Source organism: Arthrobacter terricola (assembly GCF_004354015.1).
GTDB lineage: Bacteria > Actinomycetota > Actinomycetes > Actinomycetales > Micrococcaceae > Arthrobacter > Arthrobacter terricola.
Genome location: NZ_SMRU01000024.1, coordinates 70,673 through 96,922 on the forward strand (window position 1 = coordinate 70,673; position 26,250 = coordinate 96,922).

Below are 26,250 nucleotides of genomic sequence, written 5' to 3' on the forward strand. Positions count from 1 at the left end.
AGAGAATCCCCTGCCGGATATGCCCCTACCGCCTGTAAATGCCCAGTTCCGCGAGGGGGATCGTGAGGACAGACGGCCAGTCCATGAAGCGGCCGGTGTCTTCGTTAAGCGCAACGCCTTCGGGGCTTTCAAACGCAGCCGCGGCTGCGTTCTCGGTCTCGACGCCGAAGGTATGCGGAAGCTGTTCGCGGGTTACCAGGAACGAGCCTTCGCTCCGCGGACTCACACGATCGAGGAAGTACTCGGCAAGTCGGCCCGTTCCATCGAACAGTTCGCGACCGAAGTTCTCCAACCCTCTCTGTGCAAGGTAACCGCGTGACCGTCACCCCGGAAGCCTGCACTCCGGCCTGGGCGCACAACGCCGGAGTCCTTGACCTGCAAACCATTCAATCCGTCCCGGACAACCTGGGCGCGGTGGCTGACCGCCTACTCATCCAGGAGACCGCAGCACGCTACGCAGTTGCGTATGACGAGCGGCGGTTGGACGTTATCGAAAGCCTCCTGACCGAGTCGTCGACTTTCTCATACCGATTCGGTGAAGGTCCGGTGCACACGCAAACCGGGCGCGTCGCCGTGCTTGGATGGCTGGACGATGTCATGAAATCTCAACCGGACCAACGTCGGCACCTCCTAGGGAATGTCCTGGTGGAGCGGATAACGGCCGACGAAGCCCTGGTCCTCTCGTATACGGCGATCTACGGCATCGAAGGGGAGGTAAATCTCGTCACCACCGGCGTCTACATCTTTAACATGGTCAAGCGTGAAAACCGCTGGCTCATCGAAGGAGCCGTGGGCAGCGGGACGCATAGCGAGCATCGCGGATCGATGCCACGCTTCCGCCTGGTTGGTCCGGACACTATGCGGGTGGTGTGGACGATGAACGATTACGTCACCTGGGAACCCGACAGCCGCGACTACAAAAGCGTCCCGATCGCGGGTATGTACTGCATCCGCGGGTACGGGCTCTACGAAGAGGAATATGTACGCACGCCGGCAGGCTGGCGCATTTCCTTCTCGCGGCTCGTCCGCACACGCATCGACCCCCTCGTAGGCACACCGGCACCGGCGCCGTACGCGTACCCCGCTCCCGACGATGCGTGGCTCGATGCGTGACCGGCCCGATTCGGTCGCCGAAGACAGAAACTACCGTGTTCCTGCGCCGGGCGCAGGACGATTTGAAGGAGAAAATCAATGAAGAAGGCAGTGATCTTTGGAGTCACCGGCTACGCCGGCGGGTTCATCGCCCAGGAACTCCTCGACCGCGGATTCGAAGTTGCCGGAGTCGCCCGTTCCAAACCGGAAACCCTCGATCCCCGCATCGCCTTCGAAGCCGGATCGATCCACGACCTTGACATCGTCGAGAGGGCCGTCGCGGGCGCCGACGTCGTTGTGCTCGCCACTCGGGCGGGGATGATAGCGTCCGACGGCGGAACCTTCGCCCAAGCGCTGGAACGAATCCTCCCGGCGATCATCGCGCAAGGTGCCCGCCTCGGCGTCGTAGGCGGTGCCGGAAGCCTGAGGCTCGCCGGAACCGACATCAAGCACATGGACCGCCCGGAATTCAACCAGGCACAGCTGCCCGAGGCGCGCCTCCACGCAGAAGCGCTTGAGGTGCTGAAGAAGCACGACGACACCCTCGACTGGTTCTATGTGAGCCCGCCGGCGTTGTTCGGTTCCTATGCGCCGGGGGAGCGCAAAGGCACCTACCGCCTCGGCAAGGACGAGCTGCTGTTCGACGAGGAAGGCAACTCCCACATCTCGGGCCAGGATTACGCCATCGCCTTTGTCGAAGAGATCGAACACCCAGCGCACGGCCGGATGCGGTTCACCGTGGCCTACTAAGGTTCGGCGCCGGGCCGTTGGAGCACAGCGCAAACACAAGCGGACGACGGCGGTTCCACCCGCCGTCGTCCGCTTGCCTTTCTAGGTGGTTGCCGGCCTCGGTTCGGGCGCTCTCCGTCCTATTGACTACGCGGACGCGGCGAACAAGGCTGTCCCGGCAAGGGAAACCGTCGCAATGATGGCTGTGGAGAGCAGGCCCAACATCAAGGGTCGTTTCCCCGAGCGCAGGATGGTCTTGATGTGTACGCCGAGGCCGAGGGCAAACATCGCCGCCGACAGCAGCATCGTTTGGAGCGTTTGGGCAGCTCCCAGGACGCCGGCCGGGAGAATTCCCGAGGTTCGCAGGAGAACCGCTGCTGCGAATCCGATGATGAACAGGGGAACGATCGGTGGCATTTTGCCGGCGCCCTTGGGTTCGGTCCTGCGCCGGTGCAGCGAAATGCCGGCGACGATCGGGGCAAGCGTGAGCACGCGCGCCAACTTGACGGTGACAGCCACGGCCAGCGCCGGGCCGCCGACGGTTCCGGCGGCCGCCACAACCTGGGCCACCTCATGGGTCGATGCGCCGATCCACATGCCCAGGGCCTTCTGTGGCAGTCCCAACAGCCCTCCGACGAAAGGTAGGAAAGGGATCATCAGCGTCCCGAAAAGGACGACCAAGGCCACGGCGGTGGCCACTTCCTCCTCTTTTGGTTTTGTCGCATTCGCCGTGCCGGCCACCGCGGCGGCGCCGCAGATTGAAAAGCCTGACGCAATCAGCAGGGTCTGCGCGGACCCCACGTTCAACGCCTTTCCCAGCCAGAGCGTGGTCGCGAACGTGATGCCCACCGAAAGGACCACCACGAGAAGTGCTCCTGGGCCGAGCTGCAGGATCGAGGAGAGCGAGAGTTGCAGGCCCAACAACACAATGCCGGCTCGAAGCAGACTTCTGGATGATGCCGTAACGCCGGGTGATAAGCGTCCGGGCACCGGAAGGAGATTGCGCCAAAGCGCTCCCAGAACAATTGCGATCAGCAATGGACTTGTCCCAGGCGACACCGCGGCGATCGCCCACGCACCCAAACCGCCGGCCACGCACACGAAGGCCCCGGGAAGAAGGCGCCCCGCCCCGCGGCCAAAGGGTGCTGGTCCGGGATGCGCCGACGAGGTCCCGGGGTACGGTGTCTTTGTCTCGGCGAGGCGTGTTTCGTGGCTGTTGTAACCCATGAAAACAATTTCGCATGCCGCCAGGAACGGCAGTAGTCCCCGCTTCGCCATCACTGCCATATCATCAAGATATGGCCCCTGCCTCACAGATCGAACACTGGCTTCACTTGCCCTCACTGCGCCTGCTTACCGGCATCGCGGACCACGGCAGCCTCAGCGCTGCTGCCCGGGCTGTCGGCATGGAGCAATCCAATGCTTCGCGAAGCCTCAGAACCCTGGAACGGCGCCTCGGATACACCCTGATCACCAGGTCAACCCGCGGATCAACATTGACCGCGGAAGGAATACTGACCGTCGAATGGGCCAGGGACGTCTTCGACAGCCTGGGAAAACTCGTGGCCGGCGCAGCCGCCTTGGCAACTCCCGCCGATGAAGAACTGGCCATCTGCGCCAGCATGACTGTCGCCGAGCACCTTGTCCCGGGCTGGCTCACCGCCTTCCAAGCGCGCATGCCAACAGTCAAAACTGCCCTGCGCATCATGAATTCCCAACAGGTCATCGAAGCGATCACCTCCGGGCAGGCTCCGCTGGGTTTCGTGGAAACCCCGGACATCCCCGCCCATCTGCAGTCCCAGACTGCATGGACAGACCAGATAGTCGTCGTCGCGGCAACCGGGCACCCCTGGGCAAACCGTCAACAGCCCCTGACAGAAGCTGAGCTGGCCCGCACCCCGCTGGTCGAACGGGAAAAGGGGTCGGGAACACGGGCCTTTCTCGATCGCGCGATCGGCCGGCAACGCTCCCGGCCGATCGTTGAACTCAACAGCAACGCCGCCATCTGCCAAAGCGTCATCGCCGGAATGGGACCGGCTGTCCTCAGCAGGCTCGCCGTCGAGGGAGCGCTCAAAGACGGTCGCCTCCTCGAAATACCTTACGAACAGCCCTTGGAGCGGCAGCTAACCGCCATTTGGAAAGGCGCCGGACCGGCGGGAGCGGCACGTGACTTCCTTGACATAGCCGCAGGACGATAGGACCGGGCCTACGAGGCGTGTCCGCGGCTGCCGTATGGCTGCCGCGGACACGCTTGGTGTGCAATTTTGGCCAGGTGTTACATTCCGGGGATTTGCTGGGCTTCGTGGACTTCGATTTCGCAGCCGCCGGGCATGTTCAGGTGCGGGTGGACCTTGGCGAGTTCCACGGCCGCGTCAAGGCTGTCGGCCTCGATGATGCTGTATCCCGCGACCTCGCGCTGGCTCGGTGCCGTGGCTCCGCCGGCGCTAACGCGGACGCCGTTGGCCAGGGGTGTCCCGAAGTCGACCATGCCGCTGCCGACTTTTCCGGCCCAAGCGTTCCACTGGTCCATGACCGCTGCCATGTCCTCTGGTGCGGGCGGGGCGGCCTCGGCGGGGGTCATCGGGGCGTGGTAGATAAAGACGAACTTGGACATTTTGTTCCTGCTTTCCTTTGTGTGTTTGACGGGTAGTGGGTTGGAGGACTTCAGGCGGTGACGGTTCGGCCGGTGAATGCGATCAGGCGCTCGAGGCTGCCGGTAGTTTCCGTGACCGGCTGGGCAGCCGCGAAGCTGCCGCTGGCGCGGACCTGCTCGGAGATGGTCTGCTGGGCCAGGCTCTCGACATGGCCGGTGACGACGTCGGAGACGACGAGTTCCTGGCCGGTGGCCTTCGCGAAGTCCCAGGCGTGTAAGAGCAACTCGAGGTTGATGATGCCGGCGACGACGGTGGCCGGCAGTTGGGCGAAGCCCATGTCGATGGTGCCCTCGAGTCCGCGGTGGCTGAACGCCTCCAGGCGTCGCCGGTTCGGCTCTGCGGCTATCTCCAAGGCATCCCACACAAGAAATACGTTAGTGGACGCTAACGCATTCCGCAAGACCTGCCGGCGTGACGGTGCTGACGGGCCTCTGCGTCTCAGAAAGCCCGATCCGAGTTGCGTTCAGCCCTTAGGCTGGGTACATGAGTGAAGAAGGCATCGGCGCCGCGGGAGCCTGGTCTCTCACCGACGTCATCACCCGGCTCCGCAGGACCCTGCGGTCGAGCATCCGGGAGGAGCTGCCCTGGGAGTCGCTGCCGATGGCCCAGGTGGAGCTGCTGCAACGCCTCGCCGAAGAGCCAGGGTTGGGGGTCAGTGAGCTGGCCGAGCGGCAGCACCTTGCCCGAAACACCGTCAGCAACCTCGTCCAGCAGATGGTCACCGCAGGCCTGCTGGAGCGGCGGCCCCACGAAAGCGACAGGCGCGCCGTCGTGCTGCGCCTTTCCGGCGCGGGCCACGAGCGGCTAGTCGCCTGGCAGCAGGCCAATGAGCGCCGCATCCGCCGCGCCATCGAGGGCCTCGCCGACCAGCACCGGGAGGCAATCGACCTGGCCCTGCCCGCCCTGCGCGCGCTGGCCGCGCAGCTGGAGGCACAGGAAGCGGAAGCCGTCGGCGCAACGGTCGCAAGAGCAGGCCGATAACCCCTCACGCATCGGGCGCTTGCCTTTGATCTTTCAGGCAACCGCCCGTGCCAAGGTGCTTTCCATCGCTGCCAGCACCGCCGGGCCGTCGGCGGGTTTCAGCCGGTCCACCGGGCGGGATCCGTTGAGGGCCGGGCAAGGTGTCATCATCCACAGTGCGAGGTAGTTGTGGGGGATCCGCAGCTGAATCGCCCGCTGGAACAGGCGCGTCATTACGGGGTTGAGGGACAGGTCCTGTTGGAACTGGTAGCCGGGGCAGTAGGTGCCTTCACCAATGAAGACCCGCACGAGCTGCCGCATGACGGGTTCAGGATCCTGGCTGATGGCGGAGAGTCTTTCACGGACCTGGTCCAGCGCCGGCAGGCCGAATTCGTCCCGGATCCTGTCCCACAGCTGCGGCGGGACGGGGGATCGGTATAAGTCAGCCATCAGCTGACGGACTCCAGCAGCCACTGCGCGGCTCCCGGGTCGCGGTGGAGCAGGAAGGTCCGCGGCGCCGCGGTGGACGACAGCTTCCCTTGCACCTGCCAGAACTCGATGTCCGCGCCGGACCAATGCACTGGCTCGTCGGTGACCACCCACAAGTGCCCGTCGTGCCGGAGGGCCAACGGCAGGCCTGCGGGGCTGAACCGGACGTCGACGGCGACATTCAGGGTGGTGGTTTCATGGGCTGCTGTGGTTGTCACGGTGTTTCGCGCTCTCCTGGGTTCTTGCCATAAGTTCCTGCCGTCCCGCTTCCGCGGCCGCTCCGAACCAGTGTGCACGAGGGGGCTGACAATTTAGTTTCAGGCAGAAATCACCCTCAGGGGAACGCCCTGCGCCCACGCGCGGACATCCTCGAAAGCCTCGCCGTAGAAGCGGGCATAGCTTTGCGAGGTGACGTACCCCAGGTGCGGGGTCAGCACGGTGCGTGGCGCTGTGAGCAGGGGATGGTCGGCGGGGAGGGGTTCGACGTCGTACACGTCCAGGGCCGCGCCGCCGAACCACCCGTCATTGAGGCCGCGGAGGAGGGCCGCTTCGTCCACGACCGGACCACGCGAAGTGTTCACCAGGACCCCGTAGGGACCGAGGAGCCTGAGTTCGTCCTCGCCGACGAGCCCCCGGGACCTTTCCGATAAGCGCACGTGGACGCTTACGACGTCGGCCTCCCGGAACAATGCCTCTTTGCCCACCTTCCGGGCGCCCGCCGCAGCCGCGGTCTCCTCTGTGAGGTTGGGACTCCACGCGATGACGTCCATGCCGAAGGCCTGGCCGTAGCCGGCCACTTTGCTGCCGATCCTGCCCAGGCCCAGCACCCCGAGGGTCTTCCCGGACAGCTCGAAACCGACGGTGCTCTGCCAATGCCCGGCCCGCAGGCGGTTGTCTTCGAACGGCACTTTGCGGGCGAAAGCCAGGAGCAAAGCCCACGTCAATTCTGGAGCGGCGTCGGGGGAACCGCCGGTGCCGCAGACCGTGATGCCGAGGTCCTTGGCGGCGGCCAAGTCGATGGCCGCGTTGGCCATCCCCGTGGTGACCAGCAGCTTCAGCCGCGGAAGGTTCCCGAGACGCGCAGCGTCGAAGACCGTTCGCTCCCGCATGGCCATGACGGCGTCGAAATCGCGGAGGGCAGCCACGGTCTCCTGATCGCCCGCGAAAGGCTCCGTGAACACCGTGACGTCGATGCCGTCGTCGGCGAGGTCGTCCCACGGCGCATATTGGTAGGCGACTGCCTGATAGTCGTCGAGGATGGCAAGGCGCTGGCGCATGGAGGTCCCTTCCGCCCGAAGAAAGTGGTTAAGGGGAACCTAGCACGCGCCGGGATGACCGTAATTCTCCTGCAGATCACAATGCCGGTACCCTCAGGAGCGATGGGAAATCTGGGAGGCGTCGTTCTCACGGCGATCGGCGCGTTTGCGGCGACCAACCTGGATGACTTGTTGGTCTTGTCCGCCCTGTTCCTGTCGGCGAGGACACTCGCCGAACCCCGGCTCTGGAGAATTTGGACCGGTCAGTACATCGGGATCGGCATATTGATCATCGTTGCCGTAATCGGAGCGTGGGCACTGGCTCCCGTGCGCCTGGAATGGGTAGGTCTGCTCGGTTTGGTGCCCTTGTTCCTGGGTGCCTACGCCTTATTCAGGGTAGCTGTCCCATCTCCGGATCCGCCCAAGCTCCGGTCCGTGACCGTGCCCGTGGTCGCAGCCGTCACAGTGGCCAACGGTGGCGACAACATCTCCGTGTACATTCCGCTTTTTCGCTCGCTTGGCCCGGCTGAGCTGGCCGCCACGGTAGTGATTTTTCTGGGCATGGTAGCGATATGGTGCGCCGCCGGTTATTGGTTGACAGCCCATCCCAAAGTGCGCGCGTACTGCCGCCGGATAGGAGACAAGGCAATCCCGGTGGTCTATGTCCTCCTCGGAGCGGTGATCATAGCCCGGTCCGGAATCATCGCGATGCTGTTTCAGGGCTGACCCGTTTCAGAGAAAACCCGGAGCGTAGACGCCTCTGAAGAGCAGTTTGTCAAGACCGGGTTCTTGACCTATCATCAATTCGCAAGGTGCCGTTCGTTAGCTGAGGCTCCTTCGCGGATACATGCCAGCGACCCCCAACGTCGAGAGACGCCCCGGGTCAGGACAGGCTCCCCCGGTCTAAGGGGTTGCCCCGATTGGCTCCCGGAATACCGGGTTTACGCCGCGAAGTGCCAAAGGTCTTACGAGGAGGGGCAACCGCCGGGTGGGATGCCCGGCCTCCTCCCTGGCTGTGCAGAGCGCCGATTGGAGGTGGTCACTCGTGAGTGGTGATGATAGTCGATCCAGCGGTGCCGCCTCCGTGCGGTACTGATCCACATTTCCTGGCGCAGGCTCGGTCTGCGTGATTTTCCCCAGCTAGTCGCTCCGCGACCCCAACTTGCTGCCCTGCCAGTGGTCTTTTCCGCATGCCACAGGCGGAGTCGTCATGTCCGGGAAGGACACTCCCATGCCCACAAACACCCCCACGGATCCGCAGCCCGTGACGGCTGCGGCACACATCGCCCCCGCAGCCCTGGATTCGGCCCACATCGGCGATATCAAGGGCGCATTCGGAACAATCAAAGTCGATCAGGCGGCGAGCCACAGCGGTTGGAAAGCGAGGCTGAAGACCCTTCTGGCCGTCGTCGGACCCGGCCTGATCGTGATGGTCGGAGACAACGACGCCGGAGCTTTCGGCACGTACACGCAGGCCGGCCAGGATTACGGCACGGCTCTGTTGTGGACCCTGCTGCTGCTGGTTCCGGTTCTGTACGTGAACCAGGAAATGGTGCTGCGGCTGGGCATCGTGACCGGAGTGGGACATGCCCGTCTCATCCTGGAGCGGTTCGGCAAGTTCTGGGGCGCGTTCAGCGTCATCGACCTCTTCATCCTCAATGCCTTGACCATCGTTACTGAGTTCATCGGCATCAGCCTGGGCCTTGATTACCTGGGCATTCCGAAGGTCATCGGGGTCCTGGTTGCGGCCGCGGTCATCATCGGCGCGGCCTCCACGGGATCCTTCAAGCGCTTCGAACGGGTCTGCATGATCCTCGTCGCGGGGTCGCTGCTGTTGGTTCCGATCATCGTGATGGTGCACCCGGACATGGGCCAGATGGCTCACGACTTCATTGTCCCCGGGGTCCCTGCCGGTTCGGATCTGTCCACGGTGACGCTACTGATCATCGGAATCGTGGGTACCACGATCGCGCCGTGGCAGCTGTTCTTCCAGCAGTCGTACCTGATCGACAAGCGCATCACTCCGCGGTTCATCAACTACGAAAAGGCCGACCTCTGGATCGGTATCGTCATCGTCGTTGTAGGGGCCGCGGCGATCATCGGGTTCACGGCGGCAACGTTCGCCGGTCGGCCCGAGTTCGGGAACTTCACCGACGCCGGCGGCGTCGCTCAAGGCCTCGAAAAGTACGTCGGGAAAACCGCGGGCGTGCTCTTCGCCGTCGCCTTGATTGATGCCTCGATCATCGGCGCCGCGGCAGTCGGACTCTCCACCTCGTACGCGCTGGGTGACGTCCTTGGCCTGAAGCACTCCCTGCACCGCAAGTTCTCCGACGCCAAGGGCTTCTACGCCGTCTTCGCCGGAATCCTGCTCGTCTCGGCAATCGTGGTCCTGATCCCCGGAGCCCCGCTCGGGCTGCTGACGGTCGGCGTGCAGGTCCTTGCCGGCGTCCTCCTACCTTCGGCCACGGTGTTCCTGCTTTTGCTGTGCAACGACAAGCAAGTCCTGGGCCCGTGGGTCAACGGCAAGTTCCTGAACATCTTCACCGCGTTCATCATCGGCATCCTGGTGATCCTGTCCCTTGTCCTCACCTCAAGCGTCCTGTTCCCGGACATGACCGGCGAGACGATCGTCGCGATCATCCTCATCGGAAGCGGCGCGTGCCTGCTCGGCTGCATCGCCTACGCGCTCTACGGTGCCTTCCGCCCTGCCCCCGCAGCGGACGCCGTGAACCGCGCCGACCGCCGCGACTGGAGGATGCCGCCCCTGGCCCTGCTGAAAGCCCCGAAGATCTCCACGGCGCGCCGGGCCGGGCTCACCGTCCTGCGGTCCTACCTCCTGATTGCGATGATCCTGGTCATCGTCCGCGTCGTTCAACTCGCTATTGGCGGTTGAATCTCCACCGCGTAGATTCCACAACAGGACCATCAAAGACCCCTTCACCGAAAGGCTCCCACCGATGAGCACCACCAACGCACGCATGCACCGCTTCATGCTCTCAACCCTCCTGCGCCAGCCCGTCCTCGATTCCAAGGACAACCAGATCGGTGTCATGGCTGACGTCATCGTCCGGCTCCAGGACGCCGCCTACCCCGTCCTCGCCGGCATCGTCATCGATCTGGGAGACAACCAGATCTTCGTGACCTTCGAAGACGTGGCAGGCATCGAAGCCGACCGCGTCCGGCTCCGCACCGCCAAGCTTGACCTGCGCCCGTTCAGCCGACGCGAAGGCGAAGTCCTGCTCAAGGAAGACGTCCTGGGGCACCGGCTGATCGACACCGAACGCACCATCATGGTCAAGGCATACGACGTCGAACTCACCCAGGACGGCGGCTCCTGGGAAGCCACCGGACTCGACGTCCACAAACCCCGGTGGTTCCGCACGGAACGTACCCACAAGCCGCACGCCCTGCGCGATTGGAACCAGTTCCTTCCCCTCATCGGCCACAAAGACTCAAGCAAGGTACGCTCCGGCTTCGCCCGCTTCAGCAAAATGAAGCCTGCCCAGATCGCCGACCTCATCGAGGACTCATCAGACAAAGAACAGCACGAACTGCTGGCTCAGGTGCATAACGACCCTGAGCTCGAAGCCGACGTGTTTGAAGAGCTCGACGACGACCGCCAGTCCCGCATCCTGAAAGGCCTCACCGACGCGCAAGTTGCCGATGTGCTGGCCCGCATGCGCGCAGACGACGCCGCGGACGCGGTCATGGATCTTCCCCAGGAACGCCGAACAACGATCCTGGCCCTCCTGCCTGCTTCGCAGAACACAAAAGTCATGGCACTCCTTGGCTACCATGACGCAACAGCGGGCGGGCTGATGGGAACCGATTACGTGGCCGTGCCTTCAACTGCGACCGTCGCGGAGGGGATCAACGCGGTGCGGGCTGCTACCGCTCACCAGCCGGAGGCACTGACCACGATTTACACCCTCCACCCGGACGGAACACTCGCAGCCGCCATCGGCCTGGTGAAAGCACTTCAATCAGACCCCGAAAAGCCCCTCAGCGATGTCGCCGACCCTGAGCCCGTCAGCGCGCAACCTGGTGACGATATCATCGACGTGACCACCACCATGGCCGATTTCAACCTGCTCACCCTGCCCGTCATTGACGCCGAAAGGCGCATCCTGGGCGTGATCACGGTCGACGACGCCTTGGAAGCGGCGATCCCCAGCGACTGGGCGCGCCGCGAACACAACCACAGCGCCCCCGGCAGCAGCCACACAGAACCGACGAGTGAATCCAGCCGCTAGCCCTTCCAGCCCTCCCGGAAAATGAGCAACCGATGACTGAAAACAACACTCCGCGCCGGCTCTCGCTGTACGAGCAGCTCCTTAACCGTGACCGGGACCGTAAGTTCCGGCGTCGGAGGATCGTCTTGTTCTCCGCCCTCGCAGTTGCCCTGCTGGTTGCCGGGGCGATTGTGTACGTGGGCGGGACGGCCCTGAACTTCAACGCAAACCTTCACCGTTCCGGTGCGCTCAACGGCCAGAACGTTCCGAAGCTCACCAAGGACACGAACATCCTCGTGATGGGCCTGGATACAAGGGTGGACGAGCAGGGCAAGCCCCTTCCTCCGGAGATGTATGACGCTCTTCATGCGGGCGATGAAAACACCGGCGGCTACAACTCCAACGTGCTGATGCTGATCCACATCCCCGCGGACGGCTCCAAGGCCGCGGGAATCTCCATCCCGCGCGATGATTACGTCGATGTCGCCGGCATTCCCGCCGGTGGACCGGCCAAAGCGAAGATCAAGGAGGCTTACGGTTACGGTTTCGACGCCGAAAAGACATCACTGATCAACGCGGGAAAGCCCGACGACGACACCACCTACCAGGCGGCGCGCGACGGCGGGCGAAAAGCGGAAATAGCCACCGTCAGCCAGTTCCTCGGCAACAACATCCACATCGACCATTTCATCGAAGTGACCATGGCAGCCTTCTACCAGACGGCCCAGGCCATCGCCCCCATCACCGTGTGCATCAACCGTGCCACCCAGGACACCTTCTCGGGCGCGGACTTCAAGGCCGGGATCCAGCAGATCGACGCGAAGCAAGCCATGGCCTTCGTCCGGCAACGACGCGACACCACCGACCCCAACTACCAGTTCTCGGATCTGGACCGCGAACGCCGGCAGCAAGCCTTCATCACTTCGGTGTCCCACCAACTCAAACAGGCCGGAACCTTCACCGACATCGGAAAAATGCAGGGCGTCCTGTCCGCCGTCAGCAAGAACATCGTGGTTGACGCCGATCTGAACCTTATCGAACTGGCCCAGCAAGCCACAGCCTTGACTGGTGGAAACATCGCGTTCACCACGCTGCCCATCACCGGATTCGGATGGTCGCCCGAGGGCGCATCGATCAACACCATCGACCTCGACCAGGTCCAGGCCACCGTCAAGGATCTCCTCAGCCCCGCACCTGCGACAACACAAGCCCCTGCGCCGGATTCCGCCAGCGCAAGCGCCCCCGCTGACGCGGGCGGCCAAACAGGCCCGGACAGCCAAACCGCGACGGTGGACACCCCGGCACCCTCTGCGGCCGCCGCGCCTGCGGCAGCTTCCAGTGCTGCTCCGAGCCAAGGACCCGGAACCAGCACCTATGCGGACTCGACCGGAGCACTTCAAGGCGGATCCATCCCATGCGTCAAGTGACAGCTTCGCATTAAGGGTTATCCCGGCCCTGAGGTACTCTTGCCGGCGCTTCCATCCATACCTAGACTCTCTAGGTATGGGACGGAGTTCGGTGAATGGACAGCTAGACCTTTTGCTACTTGGTTCGCTCGGGGCGGGGGAGACGCACGGTTACGCGCTGATCGCACGCATTCACGAGCGCAGCGGGGAGCGGCTTGAGTTGCAGGAGGGCTCGGTTTACCCGGCGCTGCACAAGCTCGAAGCGGCCGGGTGGGTGGCGAGCCGCTGGGCTCAGGATGCCGGCGGACGGCGGCGCGTCTATGCGCTCACCACGCCAGGGCACACAGAGCTCGCCCGGCGTACCGAGGAATGGAAGGGCTTCTCGACGGCGGTGTGGGGCGTTCTGGGGGTGGCGTCGTGAGCGTGGAGAACGGCGCCGGGGCCGACGAGGGGCCTATCGACGCTTACCTCGATGAACTTTTCGCAGCCGCGCACGACGGCGACCCGGCCGCCGCGCGCAGGCTCCTGGCCGAGACCGAAGCGCACCTGCGTGAATGTGCCGCCCGGCTCCGTGGCCAGGGCCTTGACCCGCTGGACGCCGAGCGGGAGGCTGTCAGCCGCTTCGGTCCGGTCAGTACGGTCACCCCGGTCTTGCGGCCGTCACTCCGGGACGTTGCCCGGCTGCCGCTGCGCGCGTTGGTCCGCCCGCTGGTTGGCCTGGCCGCCGTGGGCGCGATCGCTGTCGGGCTGAGCGGCGCTCTTTCCGAGCTGTTCGGCCGGGTCTGGGGCGCCGGCTTCGTGTCCGGCGATCTTCCCGGCGTCGCCTATACGGCCGCCAGGTGCGCGGTCCTGCAAGCCCCTTATCCTGGCTTGGACTGCGCCCAGGCTGCAGCGGCGCATCACTGGGGCGAGGTTGTCGAATACCGTGTTGCACTGGGTGTGCTTGGCCTTGTGTTGCTGCTCGTTTGGCGGGTGCTTCCTCGCGACACCGGGCTCCCTGCGGGCCTCGCTCCTTCGATCGCAGCCGCGGCCTTCCTCCTCGCCGCCGTAGGGACGGGATTCCTGGCACTCAACGCCGCCGTCCAAGGTTGGCAAGGCACCGGCGCGTGGCTGAGCGCCGCCGTCGTCGCCCTTCCGCTCGGCGCCGTGTTCGCGCTCACCGCCCTGCGGGCAATCCACGTGAAACCCGCACGCGCATAAGACAAAGCGAAGGCCCGGAGTGCCGGCCCCCTGGGCGGCACTCCGGGCCTTCAGGCCGCAGGATCAGACGCGGGATCTGCCGGTGACGAGGTGGACGATCAGCACGATGACGGCGATGACCAGAAGCAGGTGGATGAACCCGCCTCCAATGCTGGTGAGCAGGCCGAGAAGCCAGAGCACGGCGAGAATAATGGCTATCCAAAGCAACATGGGGTCTCCCTTGTTTGTTGGTTTTATCTGTTAAGTTCCGCTGGCCACAACATGTCCTCCACAGTTGGGGGAGGGGTAGGGTCACTGCGGGCTATAAGGGCTGCACGTTGTCCGCGTGCAGTCCTTTGCCTGGCTGGAGGATGTCGAAGGACACCCGTTGGTCACCATCCAAGGACGGGTATCCGCGTCCGGCAAGGGCTGAGGAATGGATGAATACGTCCGGGCCGTTGTTGTCCTGGGCAATGAAGCCATAGCCCTTCTCCGGATCGAACCACTTCACTCTTCCTGTGGACATCTTCGTTCCCTCCGCATCCCTGCCCGGCCTCCCGGTCCGGAGACCGCGGCGGGTTAAACGCAATTATAAGCATGCTTAGTTAATTTTGAGGGTGGTTTTTCACGGTGATCCATCCGGACCACCCAAAACGAATACAGGTGTGAGGTGTCTGTTTGCCCTAAATGCGCTCGTCTAACTAATCACTGCTGCGTGATCGACATCGGCTTTCGCCGCCCAGCGCCGGGCCAGCCCGGCGCAGACCATGAGCTGCATTTGATGAAAGAGCATCAGGGGGAGCACCATAAGCCCGACCATGGGTCCGGCGAACAGCACTGAAGCCATTGGCACGCCTGTTGCCAGGCTCTTCTTGGAACCGCAGAAGATAATCGCGATCCGGTCTGCCTTGGCAAATCCCATCCGGCGGCTCCCATAGCTGGTCGCGGCGAGCACTGCGGCCAGCAGCAGCGCGTTCACGAGGAGCAGCCCGACAAGCCGGGGCGGCGTGAGCTGGCCCCAGATTCCTCCCACGACACCTTCACTGAACGCTCCGTAGACGACGATCAGAATTGAGCCGCGATCCACGAGTGTCGTCATCCGCTTGTGTCGGCGGATCCATCCGGCAATCCAGGGCCTGGCGAGCTGACCGCCTATAAAGGGCACGAGCAGCTTCAGGACAATATCCAGCACCTGACCTGCGAAGTCGGCGCCGCTTTTCGTGACGTTCAGCAGCAGGGCGGCCAGCAGCGGGGTTGCGAGGATGCCGATCAGGTTGGAGAAGGTGGCACTGCAAATGGCCGCCGCAACATTGCCGCGGGCGATCGAGGTGAAGGCAATCGAGGACTGCACCGTCGAGGGGAGCAGGCAGAGAAAGAGCACCCCTTGGTACAGCTGCGGTCCGAGAAGGCCAGGCTCAAGCACGCGGACCAAAACGCCAAGCAAGGGGAAAAGCGCGAAAGTCACCGCGAAGACGATGCCGTGCAGCCGCCACTGGCGCAGCCCTTCAAGGGCCTCCCGTGGTGAAAGCCGGGCGCCGTACAAAAAGAACAGCAAAGCAACGGCCACCGTTTGCAGCCCGCCCACGCCGCTGGCTGCGGCGCCCCGTGCCGGGAGGAACGAGGCCAAGACGATGGTCAGGAGCAAGCACATGATGAACGGATCGACACGGCGGAAGAGGGCAGAAAAAACGCGGGGCATGTATCGATTGTCCAATCCGCCGGGTCTATTGCAAAAGTAGCTGGCTGCTCTGAATATCATCATGAATCTTGATCAATCGGGTTATGCTGGCAGGGTGTTCGATCCAGTGCAGCTGAAGTCGTTTCTCATGGTTGCCGAGACCGGCGGTTTCACGAGTGCCGGCCGGAGGCTCGGCCTGCAGCAGTCGACGGTGAGCCAGCATGTGCGCCGGCTCGAGGAAGCGGCCGGACGCCGCCTTTTTCTGCGCGACACCCGTTCAGTGGAGCTCACCGCAGAGGGAGAGGTCATGTTGGGTTTCGCGCGCAGCATCCTGGACACCAACGAGCGGGCCGCCAGATATTTCACGAACAGTCCTGTCCGGGGACGCCTGCGCTTCGGTGCGTCGGAGGATCTGGTCGTTTCCGAACTTCCCCATATCCTGCGCAGCTTCCGCCGCGCCCATCCGATGGTCGACCTCGAACTCACGGTCGAACTCAGCGGCATCCTGCACGAGCAGTTGGCGGCCGGGGCGTTGGATCTGGTGTTGGCCAAACGGCTCGGCGAGGGCGACGGCGGGCGCCTGGTTTGGCGCGAGCCGCTGGCTTGGGCGGCCGCTGAGGACTTCCGGCTTGAGCCGGGACAACCGGTCCCGATCATCGTCTATCCGCCGCCAAGCATTACCCGCGCTCGGGTCATCGAGGTGCTGGGGCGCTCCAAGCGCCCATGGCACATTGCGTGCACCAGCGGAAGCCTCAGTGGACTCACCGCGGCAGCGCTGGCCGGCCTTGGGGTCATGGCACACGTACAGGGACTTGTCCCGCAGGGCCTTCGGCCGGTCAAAGAAGATCTGCCACCACTGGGTGACACCGAGTTCGTCTTGAGCGCCGGACGAGCCGGGCAACGGGAGCCGGGACGAACCCTCGCCGAGGCCATTCTTGCAAACGGAGACCGGCTGCGCAGGGGCGGGCGTTGACGGCACCGAAATGGTCTGCGCTCCTTCTCCAAATCCGCTTTCCGTGCCCCTATGATTTCGCGTAGATGCGCCCCGCGCGTCAAGGTCCTGAGGGGCCGTTTCACCCAGTAATAACGCCTCAGGAGCGTCGACCACGCAGGTGACGCAGGCCGCCGTCGGGACACCCGCTGTGGCTCGCGGTTCAGACCATCACCATCACGGCGCCCTCAGGCGGTGTTTCGGTCCAGTACAAGGTCTATGACGGTGGTGGCTTGGGCGGGTTGTGCGATCCGAAATCGTCCGGAACCCTCGCAACTGTCTCCCACGCAGCTGTTCCCGGTTTTCCGGCGGCATCGCTCGTCGACGTCACCATGACGAACTCCACACCCGGGTCTGCGGATGCGCTGTATCGCTCCGAACTGATCCCCACTGCGGCAGCGGATGCCTTGAAGGTGGGCGATAGCGCGTGCGCGGAAACGTCGTACACAAACATCGTCAAACTCGACGCGTCGCGCGGACTCGAGCTGTACTACACCAAGATCATCGTCAATGGCGCCCAGACCTTGAACGACGTCGAAGCGGCCCAAGCGACGAGTGAATACCAACAAGCACGCCAGATCCTCCTGTCCACCACGCACTGACCCGGGCCACATTAGCCAAGCCCGGGGCGTCATCGGGGAGCTACTTCTGCAAGGAGGGGACTCCGAGCTGGGTGCAGACTTCCGGGCCTCCGGGGATAACAGCGACGGTGTCGTCCACGACGCATTCGGTGAGACGGGGGATGAAGTGCCCGAAGCTGCCGGTCACGTTCGGGTCGGCTACGAGCGTTTTCCCGTTCTGGTCCTTATATATGGACCCGCCTACGAGGCTCCCCGCGGCGGGGGAAGAGAAGTCCGCGGGAATGAGGTCGTCCGTGATCCCGTCGGGGTTCATTCTTCCCTCGCTCCAGATACGGCTGCACAGGTTTACGGGGTCGCTGACCTGCTTCATCCCGGTAACCATGTGGCCGGTGTTCGGGTCCTTCGTCGCGCTCGAAGGGGAGGTATCCATGATTCCCGTGGTCATGTAGGGAGGCATTGTGCCTTCCTGGGGTGGCTTCAGTTTGTGGGTGGTGGTGAGGTCCGCGTGGAAGTAGCAGCGGATGTCCCGCTGGTCGGCCACCGGTGCCGATGCCGCCGTCGGCGTTACCGGCGCTACTGGCGGCGAGGTTTCGTTTGGCGAGCAGCCAGCCACCGCGGCCGCCATCAGAATCGCGATGCAGAGTGCTCTTGCCGTTCCCCACGCAGCCAAAAGTGTCCCCCACTTGCGAATCTTCCCCCGGGAATCGCCTCGACCCCTGCAGCTGAGACTATCGGATCGTCAGGCCTCGTGACGGCGCTGTGACGGAGCTGCGACGGCGCTCGGTGAGTAATGGGAACCCAGGAATACTTCGCCTACTGCGTCCGGCCGACGTAGATGGCGCCAGTGGTGACGTCTTCTTCTACGGATTCAAGGGTGCGTCCGCGGGTTTCCGGGAGTTGCCGGTAGACGAAGATGAGCGCGATGAGGTTGAGTGCTGCGAGTGTGAAGAACGAGCCCGTAAGTCCGAGGTTCGCCACGAGGCTTGGGAAGAAAAGGCCAAGCACCGCGTTGGCGATCCACAGGCAGAACACGGAGACGCCGATCCCCAGGCCGCGCATGTGCAGCGGGAAGATTTCCGAGAGGATCACCCACGTGGCGACGTTGAGGAACGCGCTCAAAGCCCTGTCCACGACCCTGGACCTCCCGTTCGACATCAAGCTTGCCGCCCTGGGCGGCCGATCGCCCGAACGAACCGAAAAGGCAGCAAAGCAATGGGGGTTTGAGTCCTACACCACGGATTGGCGCCGACTGGTAGACAACCCGCAAGTCCACGTACTGGTCAACCTGACCGGAAACAGCATGCACGCCGAACCGTCCATTGCCGCACTTCAGCTGGGAAAGCATGTCCTGTGCGAAAAGCCCTTGGCCACGTCGAACGCCGATGTTGCCGCCATGGTGGACGCAGCAAGATCATCGACCGGCATCAACGCCTGTGGCTACAACTACCGGTTTGTCCCCGCTGTCCGCCTTGCCAAGCAGCTTGTCAGCTCGGGCAGGCTCGGCCCTCTTCGTGACGTGAACATCGCCTATGAGCAGGACTGGGCAAGCAAACTCCCTGCCCGGCAAGGCTGGCGCTTCGACAACCCGGTCGAGGGGAGCGCCGTTTACGACCTTTCGCACATCATCGATCTTTTCCGGTGGATCGTCGACGAACCCGACGCCGTGACGGCAACCGTCGGGTCCCTGCGCCCGGTATCCGAAAACACCGGCGTGTCCGACGCCATCATCGGGGCCGATCCCGAAGATTCCTACACTGCCCTCGTCCGAACCGACGGCGGCCTGCTGGCCACGTTCCGGGCCTCCAGAATCGCCACCGGACGGAAAGGCAGGCAGCGCCTCGAGATCACGGGCGAGCATGGCAGCCTGGTCTGGAACATGGAAGACCTGAACCGCCTGCAAGTCTTCATCGAAGACCAGGACAACACGATCTCGGGCTACCGGGACGTGCTTGTCACGGAAATGGACCATCCCTTCATGAACTATTGGTTCGCACCCGGACACATCATCGGATGGGACCACACCGTCATCCACCAATGGATCAGCGTCCTGGCCGGCATTACACAGTTCGACCCCAGCATCCCCGCCGACTTCGCAACCTTCGAGGACGGAGCCAGGGCAGTTTCAGTAGCCGACAGCATCCGTCAATCCGCTCGCGAACAACGCTGGATCAAGGTAGGTGCGTCTCAGAGTGTCCGGGCGTAGCAGAGGTCTGCCCAACGGTCCGCTGCGCTGTCGTCCGCTGGGTGGCGGCCCAGCTGGCGAGGACTTTGAGGGCGTCATCGGAGGGTGTGCCGGGGTCGGCGGTGTAGACGTTGATGCGCATGCCGGGGTCGGCGGGCAGTTCGAGGGCTTCGAAGCTGAGGTCAAGGTCTCCGACGATGGGGTGGTGGAGCCGTTTGCGTCCGGTGCGGTGGTATTTGACGTCGTGCCGGGCCCAGCGTTTGCGGAACTCTTCGCTGCGGGTTGAGAGTTCGCCGATCAGGTCGGTGAGGTCCTTGTCGTACGGGTTTTTGCCGGCGGTGGATCTGAGGACGGCGACGATATCGTCCGCGCTGCGTTCCCAATCGGCGAAGAACTCGCGTGCTTTCGGGTTCAGGAAAGTGAACCGGGCACTGTTGGGCGGGGTGGTTTCTTCGGTCATCATGTCCAGGTAGAGGGCCATGCCCAGCTCATTGGCGGCCAGGACGTCGCCGCGGTCGTTGCGGACCCAAGCGGGCGCGGTGGTGATTGCGTCGATCACGCGTTGCACGCTTGGCCGTACCGTTTGGGGGCTGCGCTTGCGCCGCACGCGGGGAGCCGCGGTAGCCGCCCGGGCCAGGTCGAAAAGGTGGGCCGTTTCGGCGTCGTCGAGTTGGAGGGCCCGGGCGAGGGCTTCCAGGACGCTGTCCGAGGCACCGGAAAGGTTTCCGCGTTCGAGCCGGATGTAGTAATCAATGCTCATCCCGGCGAGCATGGCCACTTCCTCGCGGCGCAAGCCCTTGACGCGCCGGTTCCCGCCATAGGCCGGGAGCCCGGCTTCCTCGGGCGTGATCCTGGCCCGCCGGGAGGTCAGGAATTTCTGCACGTCCTCGCTGTGTGTCATGGCATCCACGCTACGCCGCCGTCCCCGGATGGTGGGAGGGACTGGGATTACTTGGAACGAGCGTGACTCCCCGCCATCCGGACAGTGCGGTCCCATTGCTGGCCCGGCGCAGGGTTTTCGTCTTCGGCCTGGTGGTGTTCTCGCTCGCGTCGCTGCTGATTGGCGTGGCCCCGGCCGGCTGGTGGGCGATCGGCGGCCGGGCCCTGCAGGGAATCGGGGCGGCGATTGTTGCCCCGGCGTCGTTGTCGCTGCTCACCGCGAGCTTCCCCGAAGGCAAGGAACGCACCCGGGCTGTTGCTTTGTACGGTGCGACAGCGGGTATCGGCGCCAGCCTTGGCCTGGTGATCGGCGGTGCCCTGGCGCATTGGATTTCCTGGCGTGCCGGGTTCTTCGTCAACGTACCCATCGGGGCGGCCATGATCGTCCTCGCCCCGCGGTTCCTGCCGGAAACCGGCCGCCATCACGGCCGCTTCGACGTGTTCGGGGCGCTGAGCGCCACCCTTGGCGTAGGGGCCTTGGTGTTCGGCATCATCAACTCCGCTGAAGCGGGCTGGAACTCGCCGGTGACCGCAACCGCGGTGAGTGCCGGCGTCGTACTCCTCGTTGTGTTCGTCCTGATCGAACGCACGGCAGCCCAACCCATCATGCCGCTCAGGCTCTTCGCCAGCCGCCGCCGGACCGGTGCCTACATGGCAAGATTCCTTTACCTGGGCGCGATGATCGGGTTCTTTTTCTTCACCACGCAGTTCCTGCAGGAAGTCCTCGGGTTCAACCCGCTTCAAGCCGGCTTGGGCTTCTTGCCCATGACGGCGGTCAACTTCGCCGTGGCCATGAGCATCCCGCCGCTGTTGCGGCGGATCCCGGGCTCGCTTGCCCTGTTGGCCGGCATCCTGATCACCCTCGCCGGGATGTTTTGGCTCAGCCGCGCCGGCATGGACTCCGGCTATTGGACCGGCGTAGCCGCGCCGATGGTCCTCATCGGAGCCGGTCAGGGACTGGCTTTCGCGCCGCTGACCTCGTTCGGCATCATCGGCGCACCAGCGTCCGACGCCGGTGCAGCCTCCGGCCTGCTGAACACCTTCCACCAGGTGGGCACCTGCCTGGGCCTCGGCATCGCCGTCGCGGCGGCGGCCACGATACCCGCCGGTACCACCACAGCGCACCTCGCCGCGCAGGTCAGCGCCGCCCTGACCGCCGGCAGCGTCCTCCTGGTCCTCGCCCTGGCCGTCGCCGCGCTACTGATCCTGCCCGCAGACCTCGCCTCGCGGCAAAAGCAAACCCTGACGCCGTCCCCGGAACCGTTGGCGGAAGCCGCCAGGTGAGTGCCCTGACAGGCCTATTCGGCGTGGGCGTCCCGTGCCGGCACGAGCGGGATGGCGGCCAACGGCGCAATGGCCACAAGGCAGAAAGCGAGAGGGTATCCGAAGCCCGCGACGAGGGCCCCAACAGTGGGCGCGACTGCTGAGGCTACGAGGAACTGGCCCGTGTTCTGGGCACCCAAAGCCTTGCCGGACCAGGCCGGACCGGATGCCTCGGCCACTGAAGTGAAAGCCAGCCCGTTGTCGGCGACACTGACAACAGATGCCACGATGAACGCCATCGCTGCGACCGGGCGCAGCGAGGCGATGTCCGTGAGCGCGGCCAGCAACATGGTGAGGGCCGCCGCGGCAGCGACCCATCGCAGGAGCCGGACCCGGCTTCCGATCCGGTCGCTGCACACGCCAACGACGATTCGTCCAACGGCTCCGGCCACCTGCGCCACACTGACCACCAGTCCAGCGTCGAGGCTGCGCATCCCAGCCACCGCGATCAGCCAAACCAACCCGAACGTATTCAGGGTGAATTGCGGGATGACGAGCAGGACGGAGACGGCATGGATACGCCAGAGGAAAGAGCCGGTCCGGTAGGGATTCGGGGCGGAACCCTGCTTGGAGGCCGGACGCGGAGGATTGGCAATCCCGATTCCGCAGGCGATCGCGAGTACGCCGTTGAGCGCCATCGGCAGCACCATGGCCGCAGCGGCGCCATGCTCTGCCGCGATCGCGGGAACACTTAGCGCCGCGACGGTGACGCCGAGCGGTTGGGACATTTGGCGTATGCCCATGGCGAGCCCGCGGCGATGCCGCGGGAACCAGCCAACCACCACGCGTCCACTTGCCGCATTCGAGCTGGCAGCGGCAGCCCCTCCCAGCAGGCCGAAAATTCCGAGCGAGACGTAGCCAGGAACAAGGATCGCGCCAAAGGCAGCCAGGGCTGTCAACGCGAGCCCGCTGGAAATGACCCAGCGCTCGCCGAAGACATCAGCCAGCGCGCCCCAAGCGATCAGGGTGAGCACCATGCCCACGGTCGGCGCCGCAGCGAGGAAACCGGCCTGGGCCAGCGGCATACCCAGTTTCGTATGGAGTTCGGGAATCAGGAATGCGGGCACGCTGACGAATGCCGTACCGGCGGTCTGGGCACTGACTCCGAGGACAAGCATGCCCCAGGCCTTTGCCGGAGTCGTGATGCTCTCCGTCTGAACACTCATGGTCTGTCCTCCTGGGTGGCAGTTGCGCGGGGTCAAGACCATCCTGCTCCAATGTCCATATATTGAGCATTTTTGTCTTACTATTCGGACGCCATGATTGGCCCCCGACGACGGATGGCCGCGGGCGGCACTCGAATGGCGGGTGTGGCTGGGCCTTCAGTCGGGCCTCCTGCCGGGCCGCCGGGGGTGTTGCCGGTGTTCGCGGGTCGGCGCTACCGTTTGGCCATGGCGCGCATGGCGAAACCCGAGGATATTGATGCGATCTGCGGCGCACTGCCCCAAGTCGAGTTCGGCTTCTCCTGGGGCGATCGACCGACATACAAGGTGCCGCGCGGCCCTAAAGGGCGCGGCTTCGTGCTGTATCGGGCACCTCACAAGACCGCCGTGGACCCGGATACGGGGCATCTTTACGAGGACCTTCTCGTGATCGTCGTCCCGGACGCCAACGCGAAGGCTGCCCTTGTCGAGGATCCCTCCGTGCCGTTCTTCACGATCCCGCATTTCAACGGCTACAACGCCGTCCTCGTGCAGGAGTCGCGACTGGGCGAGATGCACCGGGAGCAGCTCGAGGAAATCCTCATCGAGGCCTGGGCGGCGCGGGCGCCGAAAAGGCTGGTTGCAGAGTTTTTCGCGCGTCGGTGACTGGCGGGCCCGACTAGGGGCGCTGTCCCAAGATCATGGATACTTCGCTGTTCGCTTGGAAGCGAGCGTGTGCGTCAGGGGAGAGCATCTTTACCATGTTCGTAATACGGCGTCGCTCGATTTCGCCGCCCTTGAGGATGTTCTCATGGTTGTCAGCGACTAAGTAAGTCCAAAATCCGAACATCAATTCGGCTACAATCTTCCCGGGAACAGGCATGACGCCCGGTGACGCGCAGCGTTTCCGGGCCTCTTGCGCCTTGTCGCGGGGATTCTTGTTTGCGTCCCAGCTCGTACCAGTTCTCTTGTTCGTTCGGATGGAAGCGGGGAACAACTCGAGCAGGGTCCCGGGGTCGGTCCAATGAACCTCCTCGGGGAGGACGGCTGCTGAGAGTTGACGATCACAGGCATTGCGGAGCCCGACCTCTAGATGGCTCAAATCGCGCAGGAAGGCAGCGCTGAGCTTCGAATTCCATTCGTAAAGCTCAAGTGCGCGCTGTCGGGAACCACCGGCTGCCCTCAAATAAGTTCCGAACCGGCCGGCGCTAAGCCAGTCCTCAATCCATGCGTCCCCAGCCACGATGAGGAAGAGACCGCAGGGGGGCGCGATGTCCCCGCCTGCTCACTAACCGCGGCGTCGGCGCGTTGCCGGACCGCTGCTGCCTCGAACCACCAAGCGGGGCTCGAAGAGGACCTGCACCATGGATGTTTCTTCGCCGCGCAGCCGTCGAATCAGGTCCTTCGCGGCTAGCCGGGCCATGTCCTCGGAAGAGGAGGACACGCTGGTCAGCGCAGGGTGGGCGCGTTCGGCCATTCCTTCGCTCATATTCAGCGCGACAATCGATAGCTCGCCGGGAATTGACATACCGGCCAGTTCGGCGGCGTCCATGAGCCCTACAGTCGCGCCTTCGTTGATTCCGATGACCGCCGTCACTCCCGGGGCGGTGTCCTGGATCTCCTCGAAAATCTCCCGGCCGGCAGGAATGGTCGCGGGGCACATGAAGACCCGCAGCTCCACCCCGTGCTGGGCTGCCGCGGCCACAACGGCTTCCTTGGCCCGGGAAATGGCGGCGACAAATCCCTCGGAGCGGCCAAGGAACGCTATTTCCTTGTGTCCGAGTGCTGCCAAATGTTCCACGGCGAGGATACCGCCAGCGTCAAAGTCAGCGTCGACGTAGGACAAATCGGCAGGTTCGGACGGACGGCCGATCATCGTGAACGGAATGCGCGACTCGACAAGGGCTGTAACGCGTTGGTCCTCCGGCTGGATTTCCATGAGGAGGACGCCTTCCACCAAGCCTTGGGAAACCACTTTGTGCACTTCGTCGATGTCCGTCGATGCGATGGGCCACAGCAGCAAGTGGTATCCGTCGGCACGGACTTGCTCCGCTGCCGTCTGGATGTATTCGAACTCCGTGAGGTTCAGGCCTTGTTCGCCGGGAGGATGGAGTAGGGCGATGATGCCGGTTCGTTTGCCCGCCAAGCCTTGCGCCAGAACGTTGGGGGTGTAGTCGAGTTCCCGCATGACGCGGACGATCCGCTCTCGCGTGGCCTCGGAAATGGGGCGGGCGCCGCTGAGGACGTAGGACACCGTGCTGCGGGAAACGCCTGCCGCACGAGCGACGTCGGCCATCGTAGCCACGCGTACATCCCCCTTACGTCGTTGTCGGGCAGGTGATTCGACGGCGTCGGAATGCTTCCCCGTCGACGCGCCACGTCAATCTTAGACGCCTCGCGCAGGCAAGATTTCCGCGGCTTCCTGCAGTTTTCGTCATCATCCAGCTTAGTTGGTGTGATGTTTGACACACTCTCTGGCCGGTGCCTAACATCGACTCGCGTCGACTACACGCGTCGATGCGAACGGGGATGAACTTCCGGCCTGTTACAACCCGGCGGATGTTCTCCGGTTCGTATTTAGCAGGAATACAGGGAAGACAATGCTGGCACAAAGAAGCGCTCAAGTGCTCATATTGCGGTCGCCAACAACACCCGGGACCAAGTAAACACAGCCGTCCCTCATCCTGCGCCCACCCCCGCCTCTCCGGAGCATCAGCTGATGACGATCTCCAGCTGCCGAGGAGCGAGATCCCCAACCCCGCCAGAAGGTCATGGCGAGGGCATAAAGAAGGAAAACACGATGGAAATTGTCAGCGTACCGGCCATTTGCCGGGTTCAAGCGATCGAGCCAACCGCAGGTTCACGCCGTGGCAACAAGAACGGAGGGGAAACCAAATGAAGGCCATCCGCAAGATCACGGTCCGCACGGTTCTCCCCGAAGCCATCTCTCCGCTGGCGCAGCTGGCCAAGAATCTCCGATGGTCCTGGCATTTGCCGACCCGGGAGCTCTTCGCTTCCTTGAACCCGGATGCCTGGGAAGAGAGCAACCATAATCCACTTGCGTTCCTGGGGTGCATCAGCGCCCAAGACCTTCAGGACCTGGCGGCCGATGCGGCTGTTGTGGAGCGGGTTCAGGGGGCTGCTGCGGATTTGGACCGGTACCTCAGTGAGCCGCGGTGGTATCAGGGGCTGGGCGGGGATGTTCCGTCGTGTATTGCGTATTTTTCCCCGGAGTTCGGGATCACGGAGGTGTTGCCTCAGTACTCGGGCGGTTTGGGGATCCTGGCCGGGGATCATTTGAAGGCGGCCTCGGATCTTGGGGTGCCGTTGATCGGTGTGGGTTTGTTGTATCAGGCGGGGTATTTCAAGCAGTCCTTGTCCCGGGATGCGTGGCAGCAGGAAACCTACCCGGTGCTG

31 protein-coding genes, 1 pseudogene and 1 riboswitch are annotated in these 26,250 nt (G+C 63.9%); of the genes and pseudogenes, 16 read left to right on the forward strand and 16 right to left on the reverse strand.

Annotated features, from left to right (window positions below; genetic code table 11):
• Positions 1-25: 25 nt before the first annotated feature.
• On the reverse strand, positions 26-292 hold the full coding sequence (locus tag E1809_RS18690) for a hypothetical protein (RefSeq protein ID WP_133205739.1): 267 nt from the start codon (positions 290-292) through the stop codon (positions 26-28).
• A 23-nt stretch (positions 293-315) separates the two neighbouring features.
• On the opposite strand from E1809_RS18690, the gene E1809_RS18695 reads away from it, so the two are divergent.
• Both E1809_RS18695 and E1809_RS18700 read left to right on the forward strand, forming a co-directional pair.
• Positions 316-1,113, forward strand: coding sequence for a nuclear transport factor 2 family protein (locus E1809_RS18695; protein ID WP_133205740.1), 798 nt, complete (start codon positions 316-318; stop codon positions 1,111-1,113).
• Between the two features lie 78 nt (positions 1,114-1,191).
• Positions 1,192-1,842 carry an NAD(P)-dependent oxidoreductase gene (locus E1809_RS18700; protein ID WP_133205741.1) on the forward strand — a complete coding sequence of 217 codons (651 nt, stop codon included), beginning with the start codon at positions 1,192-1,194 and terminating at the stop codon, positions 1,840-1,842.
• Positions 1,843-1,968: 126 nt separating this feature from the next.
• Here the strand turns inward: E1809_RS18700 and E1809_RS18705 are convergent, their stop codons facing one another.
• Positions 1,969-2,922: a YeiH family protein gene (locus E1809_RS18705; protein ID WP_407921058.1), complete on the reverse strand. Its 954-nt coding sequence runs from the start codon at positions 2,920-2,922 to the stop codon at positions 1,969-1,971.
• Between the two features lie 197 nt (positions 2,923-3,119).
• Here E1809_RS18705 and E1809_RS18710 point away from each other — a divergent pair, with 197 nt between their 5' ends.
• Positions 3,120-4,019: a LysR family transcriptional regulator gene (locus E1809_RS18710; protein ID WP_133205742.1), complete on the forward strand. Its 900-nt coding sequence runs from the start codon at positions 3,120-3,122 to the stop codon at positions 4,017-4,019.
• Between the two features lie 77 nt (positions 4,020-4,096).
• Here the strand turns inward: E1809_RS18710 and E1809_RS18715 are convergent, their stop codons facing one another.
• Positions 4,097-4,435, reverse strand: coding sequence for a YciI family protein (locus E1809_RS18715; protein ID WP_133205743.1), 339 nt, complete (start codon positions 4,433-4,435; stop codon positions 4,097-4,099).
• A gap of 50 nt (positions 4,436-4,485) precedes the next feature.
• Entirely contained in the window at positions 4,486-4,839 is a 354-nt protein-coding gene (locus E1809_RS18720; protein WP_205754251.1) for a DinB family protein, read from the reverse strand.
• Positions 4,840-4,958: 119 nt separating this feature from the next.
• Between E1809_RS18720 and E1809_RS18725 the strand changes: the two genes are divergently transcribed.
• Entirely contained in the window at positions 4,959-5,456 is a 498-nt protein-coding gene (locus E1809_RS18725) for a MarR family winged helix-turn-helix transcriptional regulator (RefSeq protein WP_133205744.1), read from the forward strand.
• Between the two features lie 33 nt (positions 5,457-5,489).
• On the opposite strand, the gene E1809_RS18730 is transcribed toward E1809_RS18725, so the two are convergent.
• The 3 genes from E1809_RS18730 to E1809_RS18740 form a co-directional block, all read right to left on the reverse strand.
• On the reverse strand, positions 5,490-5,885 hold the full coding sequence (locus E1809_RS18730; RefSeq protein ID WP_133205745.1) for an antitoxin Xre/MbcA/ParS toxin-binding domain-containing protein: 396 nt from the start codon (positions 5,883-5,885) through the stop codon (positions 5,490-5,492).
• A complete protein-coding gene (locus E1809_RS18735; protein ID WP_133205746.1) occupies positions 5,885-6,142 on the reverse strand; it encodes a hypothetical protein in 258 nt (85 codons plus the stop codon). Before E1809_RS18735 ends, E1809_RS18730 begins: the two co-directional genes overlap by 1 nt.
• A gap of 99 nt (positions 6,143-6,241) precedes the next feature.
• Positions 6,242-7,201 (reverse strand): D-2-hydroxyacid dehydrogenase family protein, encoded by a 960-nt coding sequence (locus E1809_RS18740; RefSeq protein ID WP_133205747.1) that lies wholly within the window; start codon positions 7,199-7,201, stop codon positions 6,242-6,244.
• A gap of 102 nt (positions 7,202-7,303) precedes the next feature.
• Between E1809_RS18740 and E1809_RS18745 the strand changes: the two genes are divergently transcribed.
• From E1809_RS18745 to E1809_RS18770, 6 genes are all read left to right on the forward strand, one after another.
• Positions 7,304-7,906 (forward strand): cadmium resistance transporter, encoded by a 603-nt coding sequence (locus E1809_RS18745; RefSeq protein WP_133205748.1) that lies wholly within the window; start codon positions 7,304-7,306, stop codon positions 7,904-7,906.
• A gap of 85 nt (positions 7,907-7,991) precedes the next feature.
• A riboswitch (M-box (ykoK) riboswitch) is annotated at positions 7,992-8,162 on the forward strand.
• A gap of 249 nt (positions 8,163-8,411) precedes the next feature.
• Positions 8,412-10,073 carry an NRAMP family divalent metal transporter gene (locus tag E1809_RS18750; RefSeq protein WP_133205749.1) on the forward strand — a complete coding sequence of 554 codons (1,662 nt, stop codon included), beginning with the start codon at positions 8,412-8,414 and terminating at the stop codon, positions 10,071-10,073.
• A gap of 64 nt (positions 10,074-10,137) precedes the next feature.
• Entirely contained in the window at positions 10,138-11,433 is a 1,296-nt protein-coding gene (locus E1809_RS18755) for a magnesium transporter MgtE N-terminal domain-containing protein (protein WP_133205750.1), read from the forward strand.
• Positions 11,434-11,465: 32 nt separating this feature from the next.
• Positions 11,466-12,839, forward strand: a complete 1,374-nt coding sequence (locus E1809_RS18760) for an LCP family protein (RefSeq protein ID WP_133205751.1) — start codon at positions 11,466-11,468, stop codon at positions 12,837-12,839.
• 91 nt (positions 12,840-12,930) lie between these two features.
• On the forward strand, positions 12,931-13,239 hold the full coding sequence (locus E1809_RS18765; protein ID WP_165962384.1) for a helix-turn-helix transcriptional regulator: 309 nt from the start codon (positions 12,931-12,933) through the stop codon (positions 13,237-13,239).
• Entirely contained in the window at positions 13,236-14,018 is a 783-nt protein-coding gene (locus tag E1809_RS18770; protein ID WP_133205753.1) for a hypothetical protein, read from the forward strand. Before E1809_RS18765 ends, E1809_RS18770 begins: the two co-directional genes overlap by 4 nt.
• A 63-nt stretch (positions 14,019-14,081) precedes the next feature.
• Here the strand turns inward: E1809_RS18770 and E1809_RS18775 are convergent, their stop codons facing one another.
• From E1809_RS18775 to E1809_RS18785, 3 genes are all read right to left on the reverse strand, one after another.
• Entirely contained in the window at positions 14,082-14,228 is a 147-nt protein-coding gene (locus E1809_RS18775) for a lmo0937 family membrane protein (RefSeq protein WP_133205754.1), read from the reverse strand.
• Between the two features lie 91 nt (positions 14,229-14,319).
• Positions 14,320-14,523, reverse strand: coding sequence for a cold-shock protein (locus tag E1809_RS18780; RefSeq protein ID WP_133205755.1), 204 nt, complete (start codon positions 14,521-14,523; stop codon positions 14,320-14,322).
• Between the two features lie 171 nt (positions 14,524-14,694).
• Positions 14,695-15,696: a bile acid:sodium symporter family protein gene (locus tag E1809_RS18785; protein ID WP_133205756.1), complete on the reverse strand. Its 1,002-nt coding sequence runs from the start codon at positions 15,694-15,696 to the stop codon at positions 14,695-14,697.
• Positions 15,697-15,757: 61 nt separating this feature from the next.
• Between E1809_RS18785 and E1809_RS18790 the strand changes: the two genes are divergently transcribed.
• Positions 15,758-16,648, forward strand: a complete 891-nt coding sequence (locus tag E1809_RS18790) for a LysR family transcriptional regulator (protein WP_205754252.1) — start codon at positions 15,758-15,760, stop codon at positions 16,646-16,648.
• Between the two features lie 260 nt (positions 16,649-16,908).
• Positions 16,909-17,268, forward strand: a complete 360-nt coding sequence (locus E1809_RS18795) for a hypothetical protein (RefSeq protein WP_133205757.1) — start codon at positions 16,909-16,911, stop codon at positions 17,266-17,268.
• Positions 17,269-17,308: 40 nt separating this feature from the next.
• Here E1809_RS18795 and E1809_RS18800 read toward each other — a convergent pair whose 3' ends face one another.
• Together E1809_RS18800 and E1809_RS18805 are read right to left on the reverse strand one after the other, a co-directional pair.
• Positions 17,309-17,872 carry a hypothetical protein gene (locus tag E1809_RS18800; protein WP_133205758.1) on the reverse strand — a complete coding sequence of 188 codons (564 nt, stop codon included), beginning with the start codon at positions 17,870-17,872 and terminating at the stop codon, positions 17,309-17,311.
• 188 nt (positions 17,873-18,060) lie between these two features.
• Positions 18,061-18,369 (reverse strand): annotated as a pseudogene (locus E1809_RS18805) (MFS transporter); the annotation flags it as partial.
• Between E1809_RS18805 and E1809_RS18810 the strand changes: the two are divergent.
• The gene (locus E1809_RS18810; protein WP_133205760.1) at positions 18,305-19,450 is read left to right on the forward strand and encodes a Gfo/Idh/MocA family protein; all 1,146 of its coding nucleotides are present in this window, start codon (positions 18,305-18,307) and stop codon (positions 19,448-19,450) included. The pseudogene E1809_RS18805 and the gene E1809_RS18810 sit on opposite strands and share 65 nt — an antisense overlap.
• Here E1809_RS18810 and E1809_RS18815 read toward each other — a convergent pair.
• Complete coding sequence (locus tag E1809_RS18815; RefSeq protein ID WP_205754253.1) at positions 19,416-20,330, reverse strand: helix-turn-helix transcriptional regulator; 915 nt, start codon at positions 20,328-20,330, stop codon at positions 19,416-19,418. The two genes, E1809_RS18810 and E1809_RS18815, sit on opposite strands and share 35 nt — an antisense overlap.
• Before the next feature lie 62 nt (positions 20,331-20,392).
• Here E1809_RS18815 and E1809_RS18820 point away from each other — a divergent pair, with 62 nt between their 5' ends.
• The gene (locus E1809_RS18820; RefSeq protein WP_235835682.1) at positions 20,393-21,652 is read left to right on the forward strand and encodes an MFS transporter; all 1,260 of its coding nucleotides are present in this window, start codon (positions 20,393-20,395) and stop codon (positions 21,650-21,652) included.
• 14 nt (positions 21,653-21,666) lie between these two features.
• On the opposite strand, the gene E1809_RS18825 is transcribed toward E1809_RS18820, so the two are convergent.
• Positions 21,667-22,857: an MFS transporter gene (locus E1809_RS18825; RefSeq protein WP_205754254.1), complete on the reverse strand. Its 1,191-nt coding sequence runs from the start codon at positions 22,855-22,857 to the stop codon at positions 21,667-21,669.
• A gap of 225 nt (positions 22,858-23,082) precedes the next feature.
• On the opposite strand from E1809_RS18825, the gene E1809_RS18830 reads away from it, so the two are divergent.
• On the forward strand, positions 23,083-23,499 hold the full coding sequence (locus E1809_RS18830; RefSeq protein WP_235835683.1) for an MmcQ/YjbR family DNA-binding protein: 417 nt from the start codon (positions 23,083-23,085) through the stop codon (positions 23,497-23,499).
• 13 nt (positions 23,500-23,512) lie between these two features.
• Here the strand turns inward: E1809_RS18830 and E1809_RS27135 are convergent, their stop codons facing one another.
• Both E1809_RS27135 and E1809_RS18840 read right to left on the reverse strand, forming a co-directional pair.
• On the reverse strand, positions 23,513-24,076 hold the full coding sequence (locus E1809_RS27135; protein ID WP_133205762.1) for a hypothetical protein: 564 nt from the start codon (positions 24,074-24,076) through the stop codon (positions 23,513-23,515).
• A 45-nt stretch (positions 24,077-24,121) separates the two neighbouring features.
• Positions 24,122-25,129 carry a LacI family DNA-binding transcriptional regulator gene (locus E1809_RS18840; protein ID WP_235835686.1) on the reverse strand — a complete coding sequence of 336 codons (1,008 nt, stop codon included), beginning with the start codon at positions 25,127-25,129 and terminating at the stop codon, positions 24,122-24,124.
• A 599-nt stretch (positions 25,130-25,728) separates the two neighbouring features.
• Here E1809_RS18840 and E1809_RS18845 point away from each other — a divergent pair.
• On the forward strand, positions 25,729-26,250 hold a 522-nt coding region (locus E1809_RS18845), incomplete at its 3' end, for a DUF3417 domain-containing protein (protein ID WP_133205764.1).

Coding starts and splice junctions, on each gene's coding strand:
- E1809_RS18700 (WP_133205741.1), top strand. CDS start 1,192: ATGAAGAAGGCAGTGATCTTTGGAGTCACCGGCTACGCCGGCGGGTTC.
- E1809_RS18710 (WP_133205742.1), top strand. CDS start 3,120: ATGGCCCCTGCCTCACAGATCGAACACTGGCTTCACTTGCCCTCACTG.
- E1809_RS18715 (WP_133205743.1), bottom strand. CDS start 4,435: ATGTCCAAGTTCGTCTTTATCTACCACGCCCCGATGACCCCCGCCGAG.
- E1809_RS18725 (WP_133205744.1), top strand. CDS start 4,959: ATGAGTGAAGAAGGCATCGGCGCCGCGGGAGCCTGGTCTCTCACCGAC.
- E1809_RS18730 (WP_133205745.1), bottom strand. CDS start 5,885: ATGGCTGACTTATACCGATCCCCCGTCCCGCCGCAGCTGTGGGACAGG.
- E1809_RS18740 (WP_133205747.1), bottom strand. CDS start 7,201: ATGCGCCAGCGCCTTGCCATCCTCGACGACTATCAGGCAGTCGCCTAC.
- E1809_RS18745 (WP_133205748.1), top strand. CDS start 7,304: ATGGGAAATCTGGGAGGCGTCGTTCTCACGGCGATCGGCGCGTTTGCG.
- E1809_RS18750 (WP_133205749.1), top strand. CDS start 8,412: ATGCCCACAAACACCCCCACGGATCCGCAGCCCGTGACGGCTGCGGCA.
- E1809_RS18755 (WP_133205750.1), top strand. CDS start 10,138: ATGAGCACCACCAACGCACGCATGCACCGCTTCATGCTCTCAACCCTC.
- E1809_RS18760 (WP_133205751.1), top strand. CDS start 11,466: ATGACTGAAAACAACACTCCGCGCCGGCTCTCGCTGTACGAGCAGCTC.
- E1809_RS18775 (WP_133205754.1), bottom strand. CDS start 14,228: ATGTTGCTTTGGATAGCCATTATTCTCGCCGTGCTCTGGCTTCTCGGC.
- E1809_RS18780 (WP_133205755.1), bottom strand. CDS start 14,523: ATGTCCACAGGAAGAGTGAAGTGGTTCGATCCGGAGAAGGGCTATGGC.
- E1809_RS18785 (WP_133205756.1), bottom strand. CDS start 15,696: ATGCCCCGCGTTTTTTCTGCCCTCTTCCGCCGTGTCGATCCGTTCATC.
- E1809_RS18790 (WP_205754252.1), top strand. CDS start 15,758: ATGAATCTTGATCAATCGGGTTATGCTGGCAGGGTGTTCGATCCAGTG.
- E1809_RS18800 (WP_133205758.1), bottom strand. CDS start 17,872: ATGGCGGCCGCGGTGGCTGGCTGCTCGCCAAACGAAACCTCGCCGCCA.
- E1809_RS18810 (WP_133205760.1), top strand. CDS start 18,305: ATGTGCAGCGGGAAGATTTCCGAGAGGATCACCCACGTGGCGACGTTG.
- E1809_RS18815 (WP_205754253.1), bottom strand. CDS start 20,330: ATGACACACAGCGAGGACGTGCAGAAATTCCTGACCTCCCGGCGGGCC.
- E1809_RS18825 (WP_205754254.1), bottom strand. CDS start 22,857: ATGAGTGTTCAGACGGAGAGCATCACGACTCCGGCAAAGGCCTGGGGC.
- E1809_RS18830 (WP_235835683.1), top strand. CDS start 23,083: ATGGCGCGCATGGCGAAACCCGAGGATATTGATGCGATCTGCGGCGCA.
- E1809_RS18840 (WP_235835686.1), bottom strand. CDS start 25,129: ATGGCCGACGTCGCTCGTGCGGCAGGCGTTTCCCGCAGCACGGTGTCC.